The sequence below is a fragment of the Pseudomonas sp. UBA5568 genome (genome assembly GCF_002425525.1).
Classification (GTDB): domain Bacteria; phylum Pseudomonadota; class Gammaproteobacteria; order Pseudomonadales; family Pseudomonadaceae; genus Aquipseudomonas; species Aquipseudomonas fulva.
In genome coordinates this window covers 38,164-58,743 of record NZ_DIMK01000026.1, presented here as the reverse complement: position 1 = coordinate 58,743, position 20,580 = coordinate 38,164, and the positions used below count along the sequence as shown (strand labels likewise).

Sequence of the window (20,580 nt, the reverse complement as noted above, 5' to 3'; positions counted from 1 at the left end):
CCAGCCACGTAAATTTCCCTTCCGCACAATTTATGCGACGGTATTTTGACTTATTAAGGCAAAGCCCATTGAGATTTATTATGGTGTCGGTTCATTGACGTAGTGTCAGAGTGCCCATAAGCTCAAGTCAATACCGCAACACACCCCGCATCATCGCGCCACTTACTCATTGATTATCCTGGTTGAAAGGACGGCGTATGCGCTCGACTCTGATTGTGAAATCGATCTTTTTGTTGGTGCTGTTGAGCGGTGCTGCCCGTGCGGCTGACTCGTATATCAATCAGACCAGTATCATTCCCGTTGCAACTGCGGGTTGGTTCTTCGCATTTGCGGTCGTGGGTTTTGTCGCCGTGGCCAATCGCAGAAAGATTTGAAATACCGCAGTTACAATCACTCAGGCTAGACCGCTTGAGTTGGCTTGTGAATTCGTCAACCGTTGCTATATTGCCATTACCCTCTCGAAGCCTGGTCAGCAGGGTTCGACGTGCCGCTCAGGCGGCCGGCAGAGCATGGCGCTCGCGGTGGTGACAGCGAAGTGGAGCGAGAGTTGGTGTGTTGTTCTCTTCAGTGCTCTAGTCGGGCCATTTGGCCGGAGGGACCCTCATGGTGCGTTCATTGTTCGCCGTCGTTGGCCTGGTTGCAATGTGGTCGGGTCATTGCGCTGCCGCGCCCTCGGAACCGGCCTACCGCCTCAATCCCGGCGATGTGGTGATGGTCTCGGTGTGGCAGGAAGACAGCCTCAAGCAGGAGGCCACCGTGCTCCCCGATGGCAGCATCACGTTCCCTCTGGCCGGCCGCATAGACGTGGCAGGGCTGGATGTTGCCTCGGTTGAAAAACAAGTGGCCAGCAAACTGGAAAAGTTTCTGCCTGACCCGAACGTCAGCGTGGTAGTCAAGAGTAACGCGGGCAACTTGGTGTATGTCCAAGGCAAGGTCATAAAGCCCGGCCCCGTACAAATGTCAGGCCCTACGGCCGTGCTGCAGGCGTTGAGCATGTCGGGTGGCCTGGACAAGTTTGCCGATGAAAGCGAAATAATGGTCGTGCGTGGCACCGGCACGTCCCAGAGAATCCTGCCCGTGCGATACAAGGACTTGGTGACGGGCCGCGACATGTCGACCAATATTCAACTTCAGGCCGGTGACACGCTGGTCGTTCCTTGATCATGCCTTTTAATAAGTAGACTTGATGCCTCTTCCAAGAACAACACGCATTGCCGCGGCAATTGTGGCCTTGCCGCTTGCGCACTCAACCCAGGCCGCTACCTGGCAGTCGACGGTGGTGGTACCGACGTCGGTCGAACACGACAGCAACCCGCTGTTGCTATCGTCGGGCGAAAAAGGCGTGACACGTACCCTGATTGCACCTGACTACACCCTGATCGGCAGCTTCGGCCGAGATGAACTGCGGTTAGGTCTGGGCCTGGATATTCTGCGCTCCTCCGACACCAACGTCGTCGATGACCGCGAAGACCCAGACATCAGCCTGGGCTGGCAACGCACCACCGAACGCGGGCAGTTCGGGCTGCTGGCACGCTACAACGAAACCTCTACGCTGTCGGGTACCGTGCTCGATACCGGCGTTGTTACTACCGATGGGACGCAGAAGCTGTACACCTTGACGGGTAACTGGCGCCAGGCGATCACCGAACGCAGCACCCTGAGCAACGAAACCACCTACAACCGCGCCCGTTACGATATCAACAGCCTGACTGGCTACGACGAGCTGGCCAATACCCTGACCTGGACCTACGCCTTGAGCGAGCGCGCCGATGTCTATACCCGCTTCGGTGCCCGGCGTTATGAACCCGAGGACGACCTGACCGCCACGGCCTCCAACAGCTACAGCCCGGCGGTGGGGATCAAGTACCAGTTCTCAGAGTCATTCAGCGCCGATGCGCACCTGGGCGTCAACAAGGTATCGGGCAGCCAGGGAGGGCGGCGCGGGGAGGGCGGCGTGGCGCTGCTGTACACCGGCGCACGCAGCGATGCCAGCCTGACGGTCGAGCGCAGTACGGTAGCCAGTGCCCAAGGCGGGTTCGCCCAGCTCGATCAGGTGCGTGGGGTCTGGAGTTATGCGCTCGACCCCTTGACCCGGGTCGGCGCCGACGCCGCCTGGCAGGACAGCAAGGGCCAGATACCCAATACCTTGCAGATCTACAGCCTCTGGGCCAGCCGCCAATTGTCCCCCTACTGGGACCTGCGCCTGGCGCTGACGTACAAGGAGCGCAAGCAGGACCTCGACGGCGATGCGACCGCCACGATCGTTGGCTTGACCCTGACATACCGCTATCCCGACATCTGAACCGCTTGCAGGTGGCCCCATGAAGTCCGATTACGAGCTCTCTCTCAGAGATTACATCGCCATTATCAAGGACCGGGCCGTGGTGTTGGGGGTCAGCGCAGCCGTTATCCTGGCTGCCACCGTCGCCGTGGCGCTGACGGTGCCACCGATCTATCAGTCCACCGGCACGATCCTGGTGGAGTCGCAGCAGATATCTCCCGAGCTGGTGTCGACCAACACCACCAGCTTTGCCGACGAGCGCATCGAGGTCATTCGCCAGCGGGTGATGACGCGCGAGAACCTGCTGCGCATCATCGACAAGTACGGACTGTTTGCCGACAAGCGCTTGAGCGAAAGCGACAAGATCGACCAAATGCGCAACGCCATCGCGGTCCAGACGCTGACCACCTTCGTGCGTGGGCGCGGCGAGGCGACGGTCGCCTTCAACGTGTCTTTCGAGCATCGTCAGGCAGAGGTGGCCAAAGAAGTCGCCGATGAACTGGTCACGCTGTTTCTCAACGAAAACCTCAAGCAGCGCACCGAACGGGCCAACGAGACCACCGAGTTTCTGACCCAGGAGGCGAACAAGCTGGGGGCAGAACTGGCCAGCCTGGAGAACCAGTTGGCCGACTTCAAGCAGGCCCACGCCAATGCGTTGCCTGAGCATCAGACGCTGCGCATGAACATGCTTTCGCGGGCTGAGCTCGAGTTTCGGGAGGTCGACCGCGATTACAAGGCGGCCCAGGAGGAACTGCGCTACCTGGAGCTTGAACTGTCCGCCGCCAATGCCGGCCTAGGTACCAAAACCGGCGAGGGCGCGCGCCCAGCGGGCGCCGACCAGCCCCAGGACCTGGCGAGCCTGAAGGCCGAATATGCCCGCTTGCTGACCCGCTACAAAGAAGCGCACCCCGACGTGGCGGCGGTCAAACGCAAGATTCAAGCGCTGGAGGCCAGTGGCCAGACCGGTAGCGTGGCCTCGACGGTGAGCCTGGATGCGGCACGCGTACGGGCCAAGATGAGCGCGGCACAGGTACGCATTGCCTCGCTGGCCGAGCAGAAGCGCGAGCTGACCCGCAAGATGGAAGGTTACGAAGCCGAGATTCTCGAAGCGCCGCAGGTCGAGCGCGGCCTGGTTACGCTGATGCGCGACCATGACAACGCGCGCAAGAAGTACGAGGAAATCCGGGCCAAGGAAATGGGCGCCAAGATTACCGAGAGCCTTGAGCAGGAAAACAAGGCCGAGCGTTTCGTGCTGCTCGAACCGCCCTTGATGCCTGAGAAGCCGATCAAGCCCAACCGCAAGAAAATCGCGGCACTGGGCCTGGTGCTGGCGCCGGCAGGTGGCGGGGCACTGGTCATGTTGCTGGAGATGCTCAACCAGCGCGTGCGTGGCGTTGGCGCCCTGGAGAACCTGCTTGGCAGGCGCGTGCTGGTGGCGCTGCCTTATATCGACACCCGCGCCGACGTGGCCAGGCGCAAGCGCTGGCGCAACGGGCTGATCCTGGCAGCGTTGTGCCTGGTGGCTATCCTGGTAGGGCTGGTACACCTCTTCTACATGCCGCTGGATGTGCTGTTGCTCAAGCTCACCTCCAGGTTTGCATAGGAAAGCAGTGATGGACAGGAATACACCGGCTCATGGCAATACCCTTCACCCGGTCACTCCAGGTACGCCCCAGGCCGTGGACCCGGCACCGGGTACCGCGCTTGCGGAGGTCCCGGGGCAGTTCGACTACGTCAATACCAAGGTGGTGGCGCTCAAGGCCGATCACCTGGAACGTCACCGCATTGTCGCCTACAACAAGAACTCCAGCATGAACGGGCCCATTGACCTGTTGCGCACCCAGGTGCTCAGGACCATGGAGGAAAACGGCTGGCGTACCCTGGCCATTACCTCCCCCACGCCCGAAGCGGGCAAGACGGTACTGGCCATCAACCTGGCCATGAGCATTGCCCACTACACCACCCGCACCGCCTTGCTGGTGGATTTCGACCTGCGCCGTCCTCGCGTCGGCAGGAGCCTGGGGCTGCCCATGGACTGCTCGCTGAACGAGTTTCTCGATGATCAGGCGCCGCTGCAGGAATGCCTGGTGAACCCCACATTGCCTCGTTTCGTCGTACTGCCGACGCGGGTGCCGGTACCCATGTCGACCGAAGTGTTGTGCTCACCCAAGGTCACTCACCTGGTCAGCGACCTGCGTAATCGCTATGCCTCGCGCATCTGCATCTTCGACCTCCCACCGCTGCTCAGCTCCGACGATGCGATCACCGTACTACCCACGTTCGACTGCGTGCTGTTGGTGGTGGCCAACGGCATGAACACCAAGAAAGAGATCGAGGACTGCCTGCACCACCTGGGCACGGCGAACCTGATTGGCACCGTCCTGAATAAGGCCGACGAAAAACCGCAGCCCTATTATTGAGCGTTTTCAAGGGGCGCCGTCGGGCAGCCCCGATGGACGCTCAACGCCATGTCATTGCCGGCCATGGGTACTGCCGCTCCCATTGCCAGGCGTGCGCCACGATCACTTCCAGGTCTGCGTGCACAGGCCGCCAGCCCAGCACCTGCATGGCCTTGCTGGCATCGGCCACCAATCGGGGCGGGTCGCCTGCGCGGCGCGGTGCGTCCAGCACGGTGATGGGTTGGCCCGTCACGGACCTGGCCGCATCGATGACCTCCTGCACCGAGAAGCCCAGGCCATTGCCCAGGTTGAACACTGCACGCTCGCCGCCGTCGAGCAGGTAGTCCACGGCCAGCGCATGGGCGCAGGCCAGATCGGTCACATGTACGTAATCGCGGATGCACGTGCCGTCGGGGGTGGGGTAGTCCCGGCCGAATACCGTCACTGCCTCGCGCCGGCCAGAGGCGGCCTGGAGAATAAGGGGAATCAGATGTGTCTCCGGCTCATGACGCTCGCCGAGCAACCCCGCCGGGTCGGCGCCTGCGGCATTGAAATAGCGCAGGCATACCGACTTGAGCCCGTAAGCCCGATCGAAATCCTCAAGGATCTGTTCCACCATCCACTTGCTCAACCCATACGGGTTGATCGGCGCCTTGGGATGGGCCTCGTCGATAGGCACGTACTGCGGATCCCCATACACAGCCGCCGTGGAGGAGAAAATCAGGCACTTGATTCCTGCGCTGACCATCGCCTGGAGCAGCGACAGGGTAGCGGCGACGTTGTTCTGGTAATACTTGCCCGGAGCGCTGACCGATTCGCTCACCTGGATGAACGAGGCAAAATGAAAGACCGCGTCGAACGTGCACATGCCGAACAGCACGTTGAGCGCGGCTTCATCGGCGATGTCCAACCTGGCCCACTGAATGCCCGGCCCTGGAGATACCAGGTCCGCTACCACCACTTCATGCCCGCCAGCCAACAGATAGCCGACCATGTGCGAGCCAATATAGCCCGAGCCCCCCACCACCAGGTACCTCATCCACACCTCCACGAAGCCGCTGTCGACAGACACCGTGAACCGTCCCTGGGACATGCAGGCGGGATGCTCGGCTAACAGGTGCCATGAGCGTAGATGGCCATCTGCCCTATTTCAAGAACAGCCAATTGGACATGTAGGTGCCATCCAGGGTGATGTGATAACGCCCATCACGGTAGCTGGCGGGCAGGGGCTTGAGCTGCGCCTGGGCATCGCGGGCGAACAGCTTCAACCCGGCAGGCGCCTTGATGCTCAGCTGGGCCTTGAGCGGTTCGACATGAAAGCGCGTGTTTTCCTCAGGCTGGGGCACCGCTCGCGTGCCCAGGGAGACCAGCAGGCTGCGCGATTGGCCCAGCACCACACCGTCGAGACTCTGCACGGCGATACTGGCGTAGGGCGTGCTCGCCTGAACCTGGACATCACCCAGGGTAATCGTACGCCCGCCCAGCCAGCCCGTTGCCGCTTGGGTGAGGGGCGTGTCGATGGTGTAGAGGCCTGACTGCCAGTTGCGCTTGAGCTCGCCGGTATCGCTCACCGACTCGGTCGCGTCTGCCGGCAGCAACGCCTGGGCAGGGTCGTGCAGCACGGTAGCTCCGTCAGCGGTGGCAGCAGGTTTGAGCCATGGCAGCTGGGGCGTGACAGGCAAGGCGATCTGCAGTTGGCCCAGGCCTACGGCCGTGCGCAGCAGCGCCGAGGTACGTGGGGTGATGTCCTGGTTGTACAGGGTTTCGGGGCTCGGCGCGAACACGTAGCGGGTACTGGCGGGTTGAACGTCCCCACGCCTGTACATCAGTGCGGCAGCCGGCATCGTGGCAAGCAATGCCGGATCATTGTAGGCATGCCAGTTGTCTGCCGTGCGCCAGCCGGGGTTGAACGCCTGTTGACTGTAGGCGTACTGCAGCATGGCGTCCCAACCTTGGTGGCTGGCGGTTCCGGCGATGTACAACGGCAGGGAATGCCGGTCAGGCAACGGGAAAGGCTCGGCGTTCCATTCGCTGACCGTCAACGGTTTGCCCACGACCTGAGCGGCGGCCAGCCAGTCGATCAAGCCGTCGCTGGTCAACGGGTTCTTCTCCAGCTGGCCACTGGCGCCGTAGCTGTGGGCATCGATGACATCACCCACCGTGAGGGCGGGCAGGGCACTCAGGCCGTTGCCGCCCCAGGTGCTGGTGGTGGCGATCGGCACCCGTACCCCCAGGGCGCGCAGGTGCGCGATCATGTCGGCATTGAAGCGCTGCTCCAGGTCGTTGAGAAACAGCTTGGAGGGCCCAGGTTGCCAGGCCCGCCAGCTCAGGTCCGCTGGCAGGTCGTGCTGGCTGGCGAACGCCTTGGCAGCGGCCATGTAACGCTGACTGTGACGGGGGACGTCCTTGTCCGGCAGCAGGGCGTTGCCGTAGTGCTGGGTGATGTCGTTCTCGTTGGTGAGCAGGATGGCCGCGATGGCGGGGTCATCTTTGTAGGCCAGGCCTGTCAGAGGGTTTACATGGCCCAGGTACTGAGCGGCGAAGTTTTTCATCGCCTGCTGGATGCTGGCGTTGACGTAGGCGTAGCCCTTGAGGTCGACCCGCGCTTGGCCCTTGGCCAGTTCGCCAAAGTCATCGATACCGTCCTGGGCGGTTAGAGCGCGCTGCACATGCAAGTCCAGCCAGATGTAGATGCCCTCGTCCTTGAGCGCCTTGATCCAGAGGTCAAGCTTGCGCATGGACTCGGCGTCCAACTGCTGGGTGTCGCGAACCTGCGTGCCGTCACCAAACACATTGGGGCTCACCCAGGGGGAGTCGTGATGGTGCAGCCGTACAAGGTTGAAGCCCAGCGCCGACAGGCGTTTTGCCTGCTGGGCAATCTCCTCGTCAGGGCTCTTGAACAGGGCGTAAGCCGACAGGTTGGTGCCCCAGAAACGCACGGGGGTATTGTCCTCGAACACCAGTTGTTCCCCGCGCGCCTGCACAAAGCCGTGCTTGCCGGCGGGCTTTTGCCGCGCATTGAGAAACGAAAGGTCAACGGGGGATGTGCGCCAGTCCAACTGGTCCTCTGGCCAGGCAGTAGTGTCCACCAGACCGAAGCGCTCGGTAGGGGTGGGCGCGAGGGCGATGTCCCCGGTTACGTTCAGCACCGCCTTGACCTGTTGCTTGCCGGCAGCGATGGCGTCCTTGTAGAAGAAGGCGCGCAGCTCCGAAGGATTGCCGCGCTCGAAGTAGACCTTGGCCAAGGGTGGGTCGAAACGCATTTCTACACGCCTGCCCTGCTCGGTACCGCCCCAGGACCACCCGCGGTTGTCGGCCAACAGTTGCGGGGCACCCATGGCCCCCGCGATCTGCGCAGGATCGAACTGGAACACCATGCCGCCGCCAATCACATCGCGCTGGCGGCTATGGGCGTCAAGGTCGAAGTCCCACGCCAGGGTTTGCGGTTGCACCTGGGTGATCGCCGCCTTGAGCTCGAAATCCAGGGCCTTGTTCAGCCCCTGCAAGGTGTAGCGCCCGGGGCCATCGACGCTCAGGGCGGTCTGGAAACCCGTCCAGCTCCAGTCCTGCGCCCAGAAGTCGAACTTGGCGCTCATCACTGGCCCGCCGCCCTGCGTCACCACCGGCAGGCCGTTTTGCTCATCGATGCTGACCTGCCACGCCTCGGACCGAACGCTCGTGGGCAAGCCCAGGGAGCAAAGGGCGGTCAGGCACAGCACGGCACGCAAGGCAGACAGGGTCATGAAAGGCTCCTGGGTTGCGCAGAGGGGATGTCGTAAGAGGGCGTAGCGAGCGAGTGCTGCCGGCGGACCATGTGGGTATAGGCCACGCCTAACCCTGCGATGGACCAGTACACCACCGGGATGAACGTGATGCTGCTGACGGTGAAGATGATCACCAGGATGCCGATCAATGTCGCCAGCAGCACCCGGCCAAGCTGACGACGTTCGTCGTCCTTGTCGTCGAAGCTGCGCATGGCCTTGTAGATGCCGCGCAGTACCATGGCGAAGAAGGCCACGAACAGCCCGAGCCCGACCAAGCCGACGTGCAGGGCCAGGTTGATGTAGGAGTTGACGATATCGATGATGCCTTCGCCCTGGATCATCGACTGCATTTCGGGCGTGTTGCGAAAATCGAACGAGCCGAACAGCGGATTGCGCTGGATGACGATCCACGCATTGTCCATGAGCCGCTCCCGGTAAGTGATGTTCTCTTTTTCAAGGTTGCCAATGAACGGCAGCAGGTCCAGCACCTTATCGCCACCCGGTATCACACCGAGCAGCGGCAGGGTGAGCACCCCCGCCGTTGCCAGCAGGGCCAGGCGCCGCACGGCCCCCCTGCCCAGCGCCACGAACACCACCACGATCACCGCAGCGCCAATCCAGGGCCCGCGTGAGAGCGGCGCGAACAGACCGGCAGCCAGCAAAAGCGCGCCCATCCAGCGATGCAACGGCCGGCGCAGATAGCCTTGCACGAACAGGAACAGGCCGATGGCGACACTCATGACATAACCCAGCACGATGGCCTGGCCCGTGGTGACGCTGGCCCGCAGGGCGCCGCCCCGGCTCAGGTAGCCCGACAAGCTCCACGGCACACCCATGGCGTCGATCAGGGCGCTGTACAGCAACCAGTGGCGTACATACTCGGCGACCCCGATCAACGCCAGCAGGAAGCCGACCAGTACGAAGGCCAGCATGGCGTCCTTGAAGTCGCTGACCTGGCGCAACCCACGGCTGGCCACGTAGTAGGGCAGAAATACATCGACATACAGGTACAGGGCCTGGCGCAGGGTATCGGTGGGCGTGGTTTCGCGCAGATAGAGCACACTCATCAGCACCAGGCTTGCCGCCAGCAGGCGATCTGGCCAGGTGCGGCCAAAGCGCAGCGTGTCCGGCTGCCGACGCAAGGCCAGGGCGGCTGGTAGCAGCACGCACAGTGTCAACAGGCGGATGTGGTTGAGGTCGACCAGGTAGTTGACCACACCGAACCCCGGCACCTGCGCCGCCGCCGGTGGGATCAGAAACAACAGCAGGTAGAACAGCGCCATGGGGTTGTGTTCACGACGCCCGGCCAGGTACAGGATGAGCCCGCCTGCCGCCAGGTACAGCCAGAAACTGTGGGAGACGAATGCCAGCACCGTCAGCAGGAACCAGAGGTTGCGCCGGCGCTTGAAATCGCGCAGCGGGATCAGGTCGGTGGCAGGACGCCGAGCCAGCACGAATACCACGCTGGCCAGGAACAGGATGACGATCAACGCGCGAAAATGTTCAGGCATCAGCTATTTACACCTTCCTTTCGGTGGGCCACGGCTAGCATCATGGCTGATTGAAACTATAGTGACTTTTAGCCATCTAGTCAGAGATAGAACCCATGCCGTCGATTGAGGTGTCAGCCACCGCAAGCTTACGCTCGCGGGCCTTGCGGGCGGGGTCATGGAACCTGGTCTCGCAAGTGGCTTCCCAACTGATGCGCCTGGGCGGCAACCTGATCATGGCGCGTATCCTGGTCCCCGAGATGTTCGGGGTCATGGTCATCGCCACCACGGTTTCGGTACTGCTTCACTTGCTCTCCGATGTTGGCTTGCGCCAGAACATCATCCAGAGCCATCGAGGTGACGACCCCGTTTTCCTCAACACGGCCTGGACTGTCCAGATCATTCGCGGCTTCATCCTGTTCGCCTTGACCTTGCTGCTGGCCCTGGGCGCGTGGCTGGCGCAGGTGGCTGAGCTGTGGCCTGCGGACGCGACCTACGCGGCCCCGGTTTTGCCGGCGGTACTGGCCATCACCGGCCTATCTGCCGTGATCTGGGGTTTTCAGTCCACCAAGATAGACGTGGCAGTGCGAACCTTCCAACAAAAGCGCGTGGTGCTGGTCGACCTGGCGTCGCAAGTCGCGGGCCTGCTGGTGATGCTCGTGGTGGGCTACCTGACCCATTCCATCTGGGCGCTGGTCAGCGCTGGCCTGGTGTCTGCCCTGGCCTGGACGGTACTGGGCCACACTGCGCTGGAGGGCCCTGGCAATCGTCTGCACTGGGACCGCGCTGCCCTGAACGAGCTGATCGTGTTCGGGCGCTGGATCCTGCTGTCTTCGATGGTCGGGGTCCTGGCCATGTATGGCGACCGCATCTGGTTCGGTGCCAGCATGACGGCGGCGCAGCTGGGCGTGTACTCCATCGCCGTGCTGATTCTGGGGGCAGTGCAGATGGCCATCATGAAGGTGGTCGGCGCCGTTGCGCTGCCGGCGTTCAGCGAAGCGGCTCGTGCTGATGATCGCGAGCGTCTGGTAGCCCTGTATTACCGTTTTCGGCTATTGGTGGACCTGCTGGTGCTGTTCATCTGCGGAGGGTTTCTGACCGCCAGCCCGCTGCTCATTGGCTGGATGTACGACGAGCGGTACCGTGAAGCAGGGCCGATGCTCGCAATTCTCTCGCTGTCATTCCTTACATTGCGCTATACATTGGCCCATCAGGTCTGGATCGCCTTGGGGCTGACCAAGTACCAGGCCATGGACAACATCATTCGCCTGGTCTCGTTGTGGGGGTTACTGCCGGTACTGCTGTATTTCGGTGGGGTGGACTGGGCGATCTGGGGCGTTGCCCTGCACACGCTGCCCACACTGGTGTTGATCGTTTACGTGAACAGCAAATTGGGAATGTTCAGCCTCAAGCGCGAGCTTGTAGTGCTGCCGGCCCTGTTGGCCGGGGCGCTGTGCGGGGCTGGATTGACCGCTTTGTTCGAGTGGATCTGAGCGCGACCTGTAGGAATTTCGTGAGGATGGCCAGGTAATCATGGGCAAGCAGAGCGTGTGTGCGTCACGGGTAGGGCGTAGGGGCTTTCTGAAGGGTTGCGCGGTGGTGGGGGCGGCAGGCGCTGTGCTGGGCCCGGTGACAGCGGTCGCCGGGCAAACGCTGCGCCGGCACACCGCCGAGGCCAATGAGGCGTTCGTGGTCATCAATGGCTGGGTATTGCCGTCCCAGTATTTCAAGAGCCCGTCGGCATGATCACCGATTTTCAGGAACACAAGACGCTGCGCGACAGTTACGACGTGTGCATCATCGGCGCCGGCCCCGCCGGCATCACGCTGGGGCTGCGCCTGGCGGCCGCAGGCTGGAGCGTGCTGCTGGCCGAGGGGGGCGGCCATGACTACGCACCTCGCTCTCAGGAGCTGTATGCCTGCACTTCCAGCGGGCTGCAGCTGTATGCCGAGCAGACTCGGCTGCGTTATTTGGGCGGCACTTCAAACCATTGGGCAGGTCGGTGCCGACCCTTCAGCCCGTCCGACTTTTCCATCGCACCGCCAGGTGAACTGCCGGGCTGGCCCATTGAGTACGCCGAAATCGCGCGCTACCTGCCCGCCGCCATGGACATCGTCGACTTGCCCGCCGGTGCCGACTTTCATGCCATCAACACGGGGCTGGACGGCGACGAGTTCGAACCAGACCGCTTCCTGCTCAGCACCCCAACCCGATTTGCCCAGAAGTACGCCACCGCCTTGGAACAAACCCCAGGGCTGGACGTATTCATCAACTGCAACTGCGTGGACCTCGAATTCGACCCTGCCTCTGGCCGGCTGGCAGCAGTGCTGTTGTCGGACTACGCTGGCAACCGCCAGCGTCAGGTCGCACGGCATTTCATCCTCGCCGCAGGCGCCATCGAGAACGCCCGGCAACTGCTCAACAGCAGCTCCCTGGCAGCGGCCGGTGTGATCAGCCAGGACGGCTTGGTGGGCCGTTGTTTCATGGAGCACCTGAACATCGACATGGGCACGTTCATCCTCAAGTCAGGGCTGGATCCCGACCCGCGCGAGTACTACACCACCGATGCCTTCATCGAGCATTTCAAGATCGGCAAGGGCAATGTGCGCGCGGCCCTGCTGGCCGACGTGCAAACCTACGGCCGTACCGCCGAGGTCAAGTACTTCCTGGAAACCCTGGCCTGTGACATGGGCGTGGCCAGCAAGGTGGCCTTCGTCGCCAGCTTCAGTTGCCCGGGCGATGGCATCATCAGCACCATGATCGAACAATTCCCAAGCCTGCACAGCCGGATCTCGTTGCTCGACGAGAAGGATGCGCTGGGCGTGGCCAAGGTCAACGTCAACTGGGTACTCGACGAGCAGGACCGGCATACGATCAAGTGCATCGGCACCGAACTTGCGACCCAGTGGGCCAAGGAGAACCTTGGGTTCGTCAAACTCAACGACTTCGTCTACGACACCTCGATACCGCTCAGGCTGTCGCCGCACGCCCACCACATGGGCACCACGCGCATGGCCGCCGACGCCCGTCATGGGGTGGTGGACCGCGACTGCAAAGTGTTCGGCACCGACAACCTGTATGCAGCCGGCAGCAGCATCTTCGCCACCGGCGGTGCCTCCAACCCGACCATGCCACTGTTGCAATTCGCCGTGCGCCTGGCTGAACACCTCGATGCCCGCATGAGCGCCCAGAGGAGCGCCGCGGCGTGATTCACCGGCTTTAGGACAAGGGGTGCGGCGGTCAGCACACACAAGAACGAGACCGGCGCCGCCCAGGGATAACTCAGGTTGCATCGATTGCGAGGCCAGGCAGCATGATGGGATGGATACGCAGAGCCGTAATGCAGTATGCCCACCGCACGGGACGGGCACGCGGTTTGTACAAGAAAATGTGCAACCCAGCGGGGCTGGAATGGGGCACCTACCTGGCCCGTTGGGGCGGTTTTCACTCGGTGGGCACCAACGTCTACATCAACCAGGGTTGCAACGTGACCGACCCATCGCTGGTGCGCATTGGCAACAGCGTGGGCCTGTCCGATTGCACCCTCATCGGCCATGACGGCGTCGTGCTGCTGATCGAGCACCGCTTCGGCAAGCACCTGGACTCGGTCGGCTTCATCGACATCAAGGACAACTGCTTCATCGGTCACGGCGCAATCGTCATGCCGCGCGTGACCATCGGGCCGGACTCCGTCGTGGCCGCCGGGGCCGTGGTGACCAAGGACGTGCCGCCCGGCACCGTCTATGGGGGTAACCCGGCGGCCTTCATCTGCACCACCGATGCGCTGATCAAACGGGTGGAAGCCCGCTGCGAAGCCTATCCCTGGATCGACATCGTCAAGCAGCGCAAGGGCGCTTTTGACCCCCAGGTGGAGCCCATGCTGATGGCCCAGCGGCGCCAGTACTTCTTCGGGGACAGCGACAATGGCTAAGCCTGTGGACGTGATGGTGGTCAATTTCAATACGGCCGGTTTGCTGCAGCCCATGTTCGATGCCTTGCGCAGCGCCGACAGCGAGCACCTGGCGCGCTACCTGGTGGTGGACAACGCTTCGGCCGACGACTCACTTGCCCGCTTGACCCAGGTCTGCCCTCAGGCGCTGGTGCTGAGCAATCGGCAGAACGTAGGGTTTGGCCGTGCCAACAATCAGTTGCTGACCCACCTGCAAGGTCAATACGCCCTGCTGCTCAACACCGACGCTTTCGTGGCCCAGGACGCGTTGCACAAGACCCTGGACTACATGCAGGCGCACCCGGAGTGTGGCGTGCTGGGTGTTCGGCTCGAAGGTCGCGATGGCAGCCTGCAACCGAGCTGCCGGTATTTTCCGACACCGCTCAACGTGTTTCTTGCCCGCACCGGCCTGGAACGCTTCGTCCCCGGCGTACAGCGCGTCGATGACATGAGCTGGGACCATGGGTCGGTGCGCGAATGCGATTGGCTGCCTGGGTGTTTCTACCTGGTGCGCCGTGAGGTCCTCGACCAGGTCGGGCTGTTCGACCCCCGTTTCTTTCTGTATTACGAAGAAGTCGACCACTGCAAGCGCGTCAAGGCAGCGGGCTGGAAGGTGGTGTTCTACCCGCACACCACGGTGGTGCACATCGGCGGCGAGAGCTCCAAGTCGGTGGCCCAGCTCGAAGCCGCGAGCCGGCAGATATCCGCTTACCAGATAGAAAGCGAGCTGCTGTACTTTCGCAAGCACCACGGTCGGGCCGGCCTTGCCCTGCATATGCTGCTGGTGAGCCTGGGTGACCTGATACTGGCGCTCAAGGCCTTGATCAAGCGGCGCGGGCGGGCGGCCTTGCGGGCCTGCTGGCTGCACAGCCGCACCACGTGGGCATTGCTGTTCAAAACCCGCTATGCCACCCAGCCGACAAGGTAGTGCGCACCATGTTCGAGAATATTCGTGCCGATTTGCGGGCCCATGGGGGCGACTGGGGAGCCCAGGGGTTCTGGGTGATGCTGGTCTACCGATTTGGCCGCTGGCGCTATGGCGTGAGGCCCGCGCCGCTGCGCAAGCTCTGTTCGCTGGTCTACAAGGTGTTGTTCAAGCTGGTACAGATCCTGACCGGGGTCGAACTGCCCTGCGAGGCGGTAGTGGGCCGGCATTTCGTCATCGATCATTTCGGCGGCATCATCGTCAGCGGCTATGCCCGGTTCGGTGACGACTGCCGCATTCGCAACGGTGTGGTGGTGGGGCTCAAGCAGGTCGATCGGCCTGTGGCGCCCGTGTTCGGCAACAATGTCGACATTGGCACCGGCGCCAAGATCCTGGGCGATATACGCATTGGTAACAATGTGGTGATCGGCGCCAATGCGGTCGTGCTGGTGGATGTGCCGGACAACTGCATTGCGGTCGGCGTGCCGGCCGTGATCAAGCCCAGGCACAGCCCCGCGACGCAGGTGATGCCGTGAGCACACAACTGGAGGCGGTCGGCGTCGTGGTGATCGGTCGCAACGAGGGCCAGCGCCTGGAGCGCTGCCTGCGTGCGCTGGTGGCCGGTGTCGATACGGTGGTGTACGTGGATTCCGGTTCGACCGATGGCTCGGTTCAGCTCGCGCATCAGTTGGGTGTGCACGTCCTGGCCTTGGACTTGAGCATTCCATTCACCGCCGCCCGCGCGCGCAACGAAGGTTTCGCCCGGCTGCACCAGCTGCAGCCTGGCCTGAACATGGTGCAGTTCGTTGATGGCGACTGCGAGATCGACCCCCAGTGGTTGCCCACTGCCCACGCCTTCCTGCAACGACACGCGCAGGTGGCGGTGGTCTGTGGGCGGCGGCGCGAGCGGTTTGCCCAGCAAAGCGTGTACAACCAGTTGTGCGACCTGGAGTGGGACACCCCGGTTGGACAAGCCAAGGCCTGTGGCGGCGACGCGTTGATGCGCGCCCAGGCGTTCGCCAGCGTAGGGGGCTTCCGGACGGGGCTGATTGCCGGCGAAGAGCCGGAACTGTGCGTGCGTTTGCGAGCCGCGGGCTGGAAAGTCTGGCGCCTGGACGCCGAAATGACCCTGCACGATGCGGCCATGACGCGCTTCAGCCAATGGTGGCGACGCAGCATGCGCGCCGGCTACGCCTATGCCGAAGGCGCTTGGTTGCACGGTGCTGCACCCGAGCGGCACTGGGTGCGTGAGTCCCGCCGTGCCTGGGTCTGGGGGCTGGGGATTCCGCTGCTGACACTGTTGGCTTGTCTGATGTTCGGGGCAGGGGGGCTGGCGCTCTTGCTGCTGTACCCACTGCAAATCCTGCGGCTGGCCAGGCGTGGCGCGCTGGCGCCCCGGCAACGCAGGTTGCAGGCCTTGTTTCTGGTGCTGGGCAAGTTCCCAGAGGCAGTGGGCCAACTCAAATTCTGGCGCCAGCGGCTGCTGTCCGGCAAATCAGCGCTGATCGAGTACAAGTGAGATGACCCCATGATGCTTGTCCGCCTCGTGACCCGCGTATCGACGTTGCAACCCGGTTTCACCCCGCGCGCCGTGAAGAGCAAGTGCGCGCTTGCCCTGCTGATGATGAGCCATCGCCACGCGCTTGTGCGCTTCATGGGACGCATGACGACTGCACTGGGCCCACAATGGCGCCAGCGCATGGGCGACGACGCGCTGGGCATGGTGCAATGGCCCTACATCAGTAGTGCCTGGAGCGTGGCCCAACGGTTAGATGCCGTGGCCTCGCATTTCGAAGTGGTGACTGCACAAGCGCCGGGGCTTCTGGTCACAGGCCGCGATGAACGCCGTGTGTTGTGCGACCTGGGGGATCATTCACCCGCTTGCAGCCTGGTACTGGACCGGCCGATCTGGTTCAAACGCGAAGGCGAGTTGGTCCTGAACCTGTTTCAGGGCGACCTGCGGGTCGCGTCACTCGCCTTCACCCTGTGCAGGGACGCAAACACGTTGACGCTGTTCATTGGCGCGGTGCAAGGCATCCACAAAGGCATCGACAGCGAAACATCCCTGTCCATCTATCGCGACCTGACCAAGCATTTCGAAGGCCTGCGCCCGCGCAGCCTGGTGCTCGAAGCGCTCAAATGCCTGGCGCGCTCGCTTTCGGTCGATCGCATACTGGCCGTCAGCGACCGTTGCAGGCACCACCGTCATCCTTATTTTGGCGCCGACACCGCCCGGGAACTGGCGGCCGACTACGATGCTATCTGGCAGGAGCACGGCGGCCAACCGACGCCCTGCAACGGTTTCTTCGAGCTGCCCCTGGTGGCTGCACAGCGCGCCGATTCGGATATTCCCGCCAAGAAACGGGCCATGTACCGCCGCCGGCAGGCGTTGCTCGACGATGTTTTCACGCGCATGCACGAGGCTTTGGCAGGCGCTGCCGGGAACCATGAACTACAAGAACTACAAGGGGATGCATGCGCTGGGCATGCATCGGCAGTGGACGCTCCGCCCCTGACAGAAGGCCGTTCATAAGGCTTGTCGGGCGCGGGGGGTCATCAAGCGGGTTTGGATCTGGATTTGTATGCGTATTGCTTACTTCGTCAATCAGTACCCGAAAGTGAGTCACAGTTTCATACGGCGCGAAATCCTGGCGCTTGAACGCCTGGGCATTACGGTACAGCGCATTGCCCTGCGCGGATGGGACGCCGAGGTGCAGGATCCCGAGGACGCCTGCGAGAAAGCCAAAACGGTTTATGTGCTGCAGCAAGGGCTGTCGGGTTTGCTCAAACCCCTCTGGCACGTGCTGCGGGCACAGCCAAGGCGGTTCCTGCACACCCTGAACCTGGCCTTGCGCATGGGATACAGGGCGGACCGCGCCTGGCCGTATCATTTGGTGTACCTGGCCGAAGCCTGTCAGGTACTGCTCTGGCTGCCGCAAAGCGGGGCCTCCCACGTCCATGCCCACTTTGGCACCAACTCCGCTGAGGTCGTCATGCTCGTCCATGCACTGGGTGGGCCGCCTTTCAGCTTCACTGTTCACGGACCGGAGGAATTCGACAAACCGCAGTTCCTGCACCTGGGCGAAAAGGTCGACCGAGCCGCTTTCGTGGCAACGGTCAGTGCCTACGGACGCAGTCAACTGTATCGCTGGGTGGCGCATGCCCACTGGCCAAAGGTCAAGGTGGTGCATTGCGGTCTGGAGCGTGCGTTTCATGAAGGGCCTAGCGTGGCGATACCCCAGGCGCCGAGACTGGTTTGCGTGGGTCGCCTGTGCGAGCAGAAAGGCCAGTTGCTGTTGCTCGAAGCTGCCTCCCGGTTGGCGGCGCGTGCCATCGCCTTCGAACTGGTGCTGGCCGGTGATGGCGAGCTGCGTGGGGAGATAGAACGGTTGATCGCCCATCATGGCTTGCAGCACCAGGTGCGCATCACTGGCTGGATTGGCAGTGCGCAAGTGCGCGAGCACATACTGGCGGCGCGTGCCCTGGTGCTGCCCAGTTTCGCCGAAGGGCTACCCGTGGTCTTGATGGAAGCCATGGCGCTGCGCCGTCCAGTGCTGAGCACCTACGTGGCAGGTATCCCCGAGCTGGTGCGCCCCGGCGAGAACGGCTGGCTGGTGCCGGCGGGCGACGTCGAACAATTGACCGAAGCCATCGCCGAGTGCCTCCAGCAGCCCGTCGAGGCGCTGCAGCGCATGGGCGCAGCCGGCCATGCTCGGGTATTGGAACGGCATGATGTCGACACTGAGGCGGCCCGGTTGGCCGAGTATTTCAAGGCAACGGCATGATCACTGTATTGACGTTCTTGCTGGGGGCACTGGCGTTCCTGGTATCGGTTCCGGTGCTGGTACTGCTGGGGCAGGTGTTGCTGGCGTACCTGCCCGCTCGTGCACAACCTGCCGCTGCCTGGACGCGCCCGCAGGTGGCCGTGCTGGTGCCGGCCTATGACGAGGCGAGCATCATCGGCGCAACGCTCGCGAGCCTCGTGCCGCAACTGCAAGCCGGTGACCGCCTGCTGGTTGTGGCCGACAACTGCAGCGACGACACGGCGCGGCGGGCCGAGGAGGGCGGCGCCGAGGTGGTCGTGCGTCAGGATGCCTTGCGCCGGGGCAAAGGCTATGCGCTGGACTTCGGCATGCGTCACCTGGCCGCCGACCCACGCCAGGTGGTGATCATCGTCGATGCCGATTGCCGTGCAGAGAAAGGTGCGCTCGAGCAGTTGGCCCGTCGCTGCGCACAGAGCGGCCGACCCGTGCAGGCGCTGTACCTCATGAAGGCGCCGGCTGGTGCCGGTCTCAAGGTGCAGGTGGCCGAGTTCGCCTGGCGGGTCAAGAACCTGGTTCGGCCCCGGGGCTGGGCACGGGTGGGCCTGCCGTGCCAGTTGATGGGCTCAGGCATGGCGTTCCCTTGGCAGGATTTGGCCGCCGTGGACTTGGCCAATGGGCATCTGGTCGAAGATGTGAAGTTGGGCCTGGACCTCTGCCAGCGTGGCACGCCGCCAGTGTTCTGCCCGCAGGCGCTGGTCACCAGTCAGTTCCCGACCAGCGAGCAGGGCCTGAACAGCCAACGCACGCGTTGGGAGCACGGGCACCTGGGGCTGATGCTGGCCGATGCGCCCCGTCGCGCCTGGGCTGCCGTGCGCCAGCGCAACCTGGCNNTGCCTCCGCTGGCCTTGCTGGTCCTGATGCTGTTGGGGCTCAACGCCCTTACCTGGTTGGCCTATGCCGTGGCAGGCATTGCGATACCTGCCTGGATGGCGCTAAGTGCGTTGCTGTTACTGGCGCTTGCGGTGCTGCTGGCCTGGGCGCGGTTCTGCCGCGACGTGATTCCGTTCTCGGTGCTGCTTTACGCGCCGTTCTACGCCTTGCGCAAGGTCCCGGTGTACGTGGGTTTTCTGATCAAACGCCAGGTGGAGTGGGTGCGCTCCCGCCGGGAGGAGGATTGATGGCCGGTGAGCAGTGGCGAGCACGATGGCACGCGGTCATCGACCAGTTGCAGGTGATCCAGGACGACGAGGCTGCCGAGCGCCTGCTGCAAGGCTTGGCTGCCCCTGTAGCCCCGACCGTGCTGGGCTTCGTCAATGCCCATGCCATGAACCTGATCGTTAGCGATGACGCCTATGGTGAGGCGCTGCTGGGGGCCGATGTGCTGCTGCGCGATGGCTCGGGCATGGCGATGCTGTACCGGCAGCTTGGGTTGGCGCCAGGGTTGAACATGAATGGGACCGATTTCATTCCTCGGTTGGTGCACGCCTATGGTGGGCGCCGCGTGGCCTTCTGGGGCACCCGCCAGCCCTTCCTGGAGCAGGCTGTTCAGTGCTGCGTTGCCACCTATGGCGTCACGCCGGTTTCGGTGCATGACGGCTTCGCCGACGTGCCGACCTACCTGCGCCTGGCGACCAAGCACCGGCCGGATCTCATCGTGCTGGGCATGGGCATGCCCAAGCAGGAGGCGGTGGCGGCTGCGCTCAAACGCACCGGCCTGGCGTGCACGATCGTTTGCGGCGGCGCCGTGCTGGATTTCATGGGCGGCAAGGTCCATCGCGCACCGGCCTGGATCAGGCGCCTGGGTGCGGAATGGTTGTACCGCCTGTTGTGCGAGCCACGGCGGCTGTTCATGCGCTACGTGGTTGGCAATCCGCTATTTCTGTTACGCGCGCGGCGGTTCGCCCAGGCAGAGCGAGCGCCGCACCCTGGCGGCTGACGACATGGCGCGGTCGCCCAAAGGCACCGCGCACCCAAGGACGGGCTGCTACAGTGATATCACGGCTATACA

19 protein-coding genes are annotated in these 20,580 nt (G+C 63.1%); 16 read left to right on the top strand and 3 right to left on the bottom strand.

The window, feature by feature from the left end; translation table 11 throughout:
• The first annotated feature begins 197 nt into the window (after positions 1 to 197).
• From eppA to B2S33_RS08505, 5 genes are all read left to right on the top strand, one after another.
• Complete coding sequence (gene eppA / locus B2S33_RS08525) at positions 198 to 374, top strand: EPS-associated small membrane protein EppA (RefSeq protein ID WP_165919238.1); 177 nt, start codon at positions 198 to 200, stop codon at positions 372 to 374.
• A 229-nt stretch (positions 375 to 603) separates the two neighbouring features.
• Positions 604 to 1,161, top strand: coding sequence for a polysaccharide biosynthesis/export family protein (locus B2S33_RS08520; protein WP_027916351.1), 558 nt, complete (start codon positions 604 to 606; stop codon positions 1,159 to 1,161).
• Positions 1,162 to 1,186: 25 nt separating this feature from the next.
• A complete protein-coding gene (locus tag B2S33_RS08515) occupies positions 1,187 to 2,302 on the top strand; it encodes a hypothetical protein (RefSeq protein ID WP_280078284.1) in 1,116 nt (371 codons plus the stop codon).
• Positions 2,303 to 2,321: 19 nt separating this feature from the next.
• The gene (locus B2S33_RS08510; protein WP_028687782.1) at positions 2,322 to 3,884 is read left to right on the top strand and encodes a GumC family protein; all 1,563 of its coding nucleotides are present in this window, start codon (positions 2,322 to 2,324) and stop codon (positions 3,882 to 3,884) included.
• A 10-nt stretch (positions 3,885 to 3,894) separates the two neighbouring features.
• A complete protein-coding gene (locus tag B2S33_RS08505; RefSeq protein ID WP_288650157.1) occupies positions 3,895 to 4,701 on the top strand; it encodes a CpsD/CapB family tyrosine-protein kinase in 807 nt (268 codons plus the stop codon).
• Between the two features lie 40 nt (positions 4,702 to 4,741).
• On the opposite strand, the gene galE is transcribed toward B2S33_RS08505, so the two are convergent.
• The 3 genes from galE to B2S33_RS08490 form a co-directional block, all read right to left on the bottom strand.
• A complete protein-coding gene (gene galE / locus B2S33_RS08500) occupies positions 4,742 to 5,719 on the bottom strand; it encodes a UDP-glucose 4-epimerase GalE (RefSeq protein WP_288650165.1) in 978 nt (325 codons plus the stop codon).
• A gap of 106 nt (positions 5,720 to 5,825) precedes the next feature.
• A complete protein-coding gene (locus tag B2S33_RS08495; protein WP_288650156.1) occupies positions 5,826 to 8,423 on the bottom strand; it encodes a cellulase family glycosylhydrolase in 2,598 nt (865 codons plus the stop codon).
• Positions 8,420 to 9,955 carry an O-antigen ligase family protein gene (locus B2S33_RS08490; RefSeq protein ID WP_145279004.1) on the bottom strand — a complete coding sequence of 512 codons (1,536 nt, stop codon included), beginning with the start codon at positions 9,953 to 9,955 and terminating at the stop codon, positions 8,420 to 8,422. The genes B2S33_RS08495 and B2S33_RS08490 overlap by 4 nt, the downstream gene beginning before the upstream one ends.
• A 95-nt stretch (positions 9,956 to 10,050) precedes the next feature.
• Here B2S33_RS08490 and B2S33_RS08485 point away from each other — a divergent pair, with 95 nt between their 5' ends.
• From B2S33_RS08485 to B2S33_RS08435, 11 genes are all read left to right on the top strand, one after another.
• Positions 10,051 to 11,427: an oligosaccharide flippase family protein gene (locus B2S33_RS08485; protein ID WP_145279003.1), complete on the top strand. Its 1,377-nt coding sequence runs from the start codon at positions 10,051 to 10,053 to the stop codon at positions 11,425 to 11,427.
• 40 nt (positions 11,428 to 11,467) lie between these two features.
• A complete protein-coding gene (locus B2S33_RS08480; protein WP_128610508.1) occupies positions 11,468 to 11,680 on the top strand; it encodes a twin-arginine translocation signal domain-containing protein in 213 nt (70 codons plus the stop codon).
• Positions 11,677 to 13,143: an FAD-dependent oxidoreductase gene (locus B2S33_RS08475; RefSeq protein WP_110606541.1), complete on the top strand. Its 1,467-nt coding sequence runs from the start codon at positions 11,677 to 11,679 to the stop codon at positions 13,141 to 13,143. The genes B2S33_RS08480 and B2S33_RS08475 overlap by 4 nt, the downstream gene beginning before the upstream one ends.
• Positions 13,144 to 13,247: 104 nt before the next feature.
• A complete protein-coding gene (locus tag B2S33_RS08470) occupies positions 13,248 to 13,865 on the top strand; it encodes an acyltransferase (RefSeq protein ID WP_027916342.1) in 618 nt (205 codons plus the stop codon).
• Positions 13,858 to 14,811: a glycosyltransferase family 2 protein gene (locus tag B2S33_RS08465; protein WP_033695182.1), complete on the top strand. Its 954-nt coding sequence runs from the start codon at positions 13,858 to 13,860 to the stop codon at positions 14,809 to 14,811. The genes B2S33_RS08470 and B2S33_RS08465 overlap by 8 nt, the downstream gene beginning before the upstream one ends.
• 8 nt (positions 14,812 to 14,819) lie before the next feature.
• A complete protein-coding gene (locus B2S33_RS08460; RefSeq protein WP_027916340.1) occupies positions 14,820 to 15,344 on the top strand; it encodes a serine O-acetyltransferase in 525 nt (174 codons plus the stop codon).
• A complete protein-coding gene (locus tag B2S33_RS08455) occupies positions 15,341 to 16,327 on the top strand; it encodes a glycosyltransferase family 2 protein (RefSeq protein ID WP_288650155.1) in 987 nt (328 codons plus the stop codon). Before B2S33_RS08460 ends, B2S33_RS08455 begins: the two co-directional genes overlap by 4 nt.
• A gap of 9 nt (positions 16,328 to 16,336) precedes the next feature.
• Positions 16,337 to 17,341: a DUF535 family protein gene (locus B2S33_RS08450; RefSeq protein ID WP_027916338.1), complete on the top strand. Its 1,005-nt coding sequence runs from the start codon at positions 16,337 to 16,339 to the stop codon at positions 17,339 to 17,341.
• A gap of 49 nt (positions 17,342 to 17,390) precedes the next feature.
• Positions 17,391 to 18,593 (top strand): glycosyltransferase, encoded by a 1,203-nt coding sequence (locus B2S33_RS08445; RefSeq protein WP_288650154.1) that lies wholly within the window; start codon positions 17,391 to 17,393, stop codon positions 18,591 to 18,593.
• Positions 18,590 to 19,750 (top strand): glycosyltransferase family 2 protein, encoded by a 1,161-nt coding sequence (locus B2S33_RS08440; RefSeq protein ID WP_288650153.1) that lies wholly within the window; start codon positions 18,590 to 18,592, stop codon positions 19,748 to 19,750. The genes B2S33_RS08445 and B2S33_RS08440 overlap by 4 nt, the downstream gene beginning before the upstream one ends.
• Entirely contained in the window at positions 19,750 to 20,508 is a 759-nt protein-coding gene (locus B2S33_RS08435) for a WecB/TagA/CpsF family glycosyltransferase (protein ID WP_236165817.1), read from the top strand. Before B2S33_RS08440 ends, B2S33_RS08435 begins: the two co-directional genes overlap by 1 nt.
• The last annotated feature ends 72 nt before the right edge of the window (positions 20,509 to 20,580 follow it).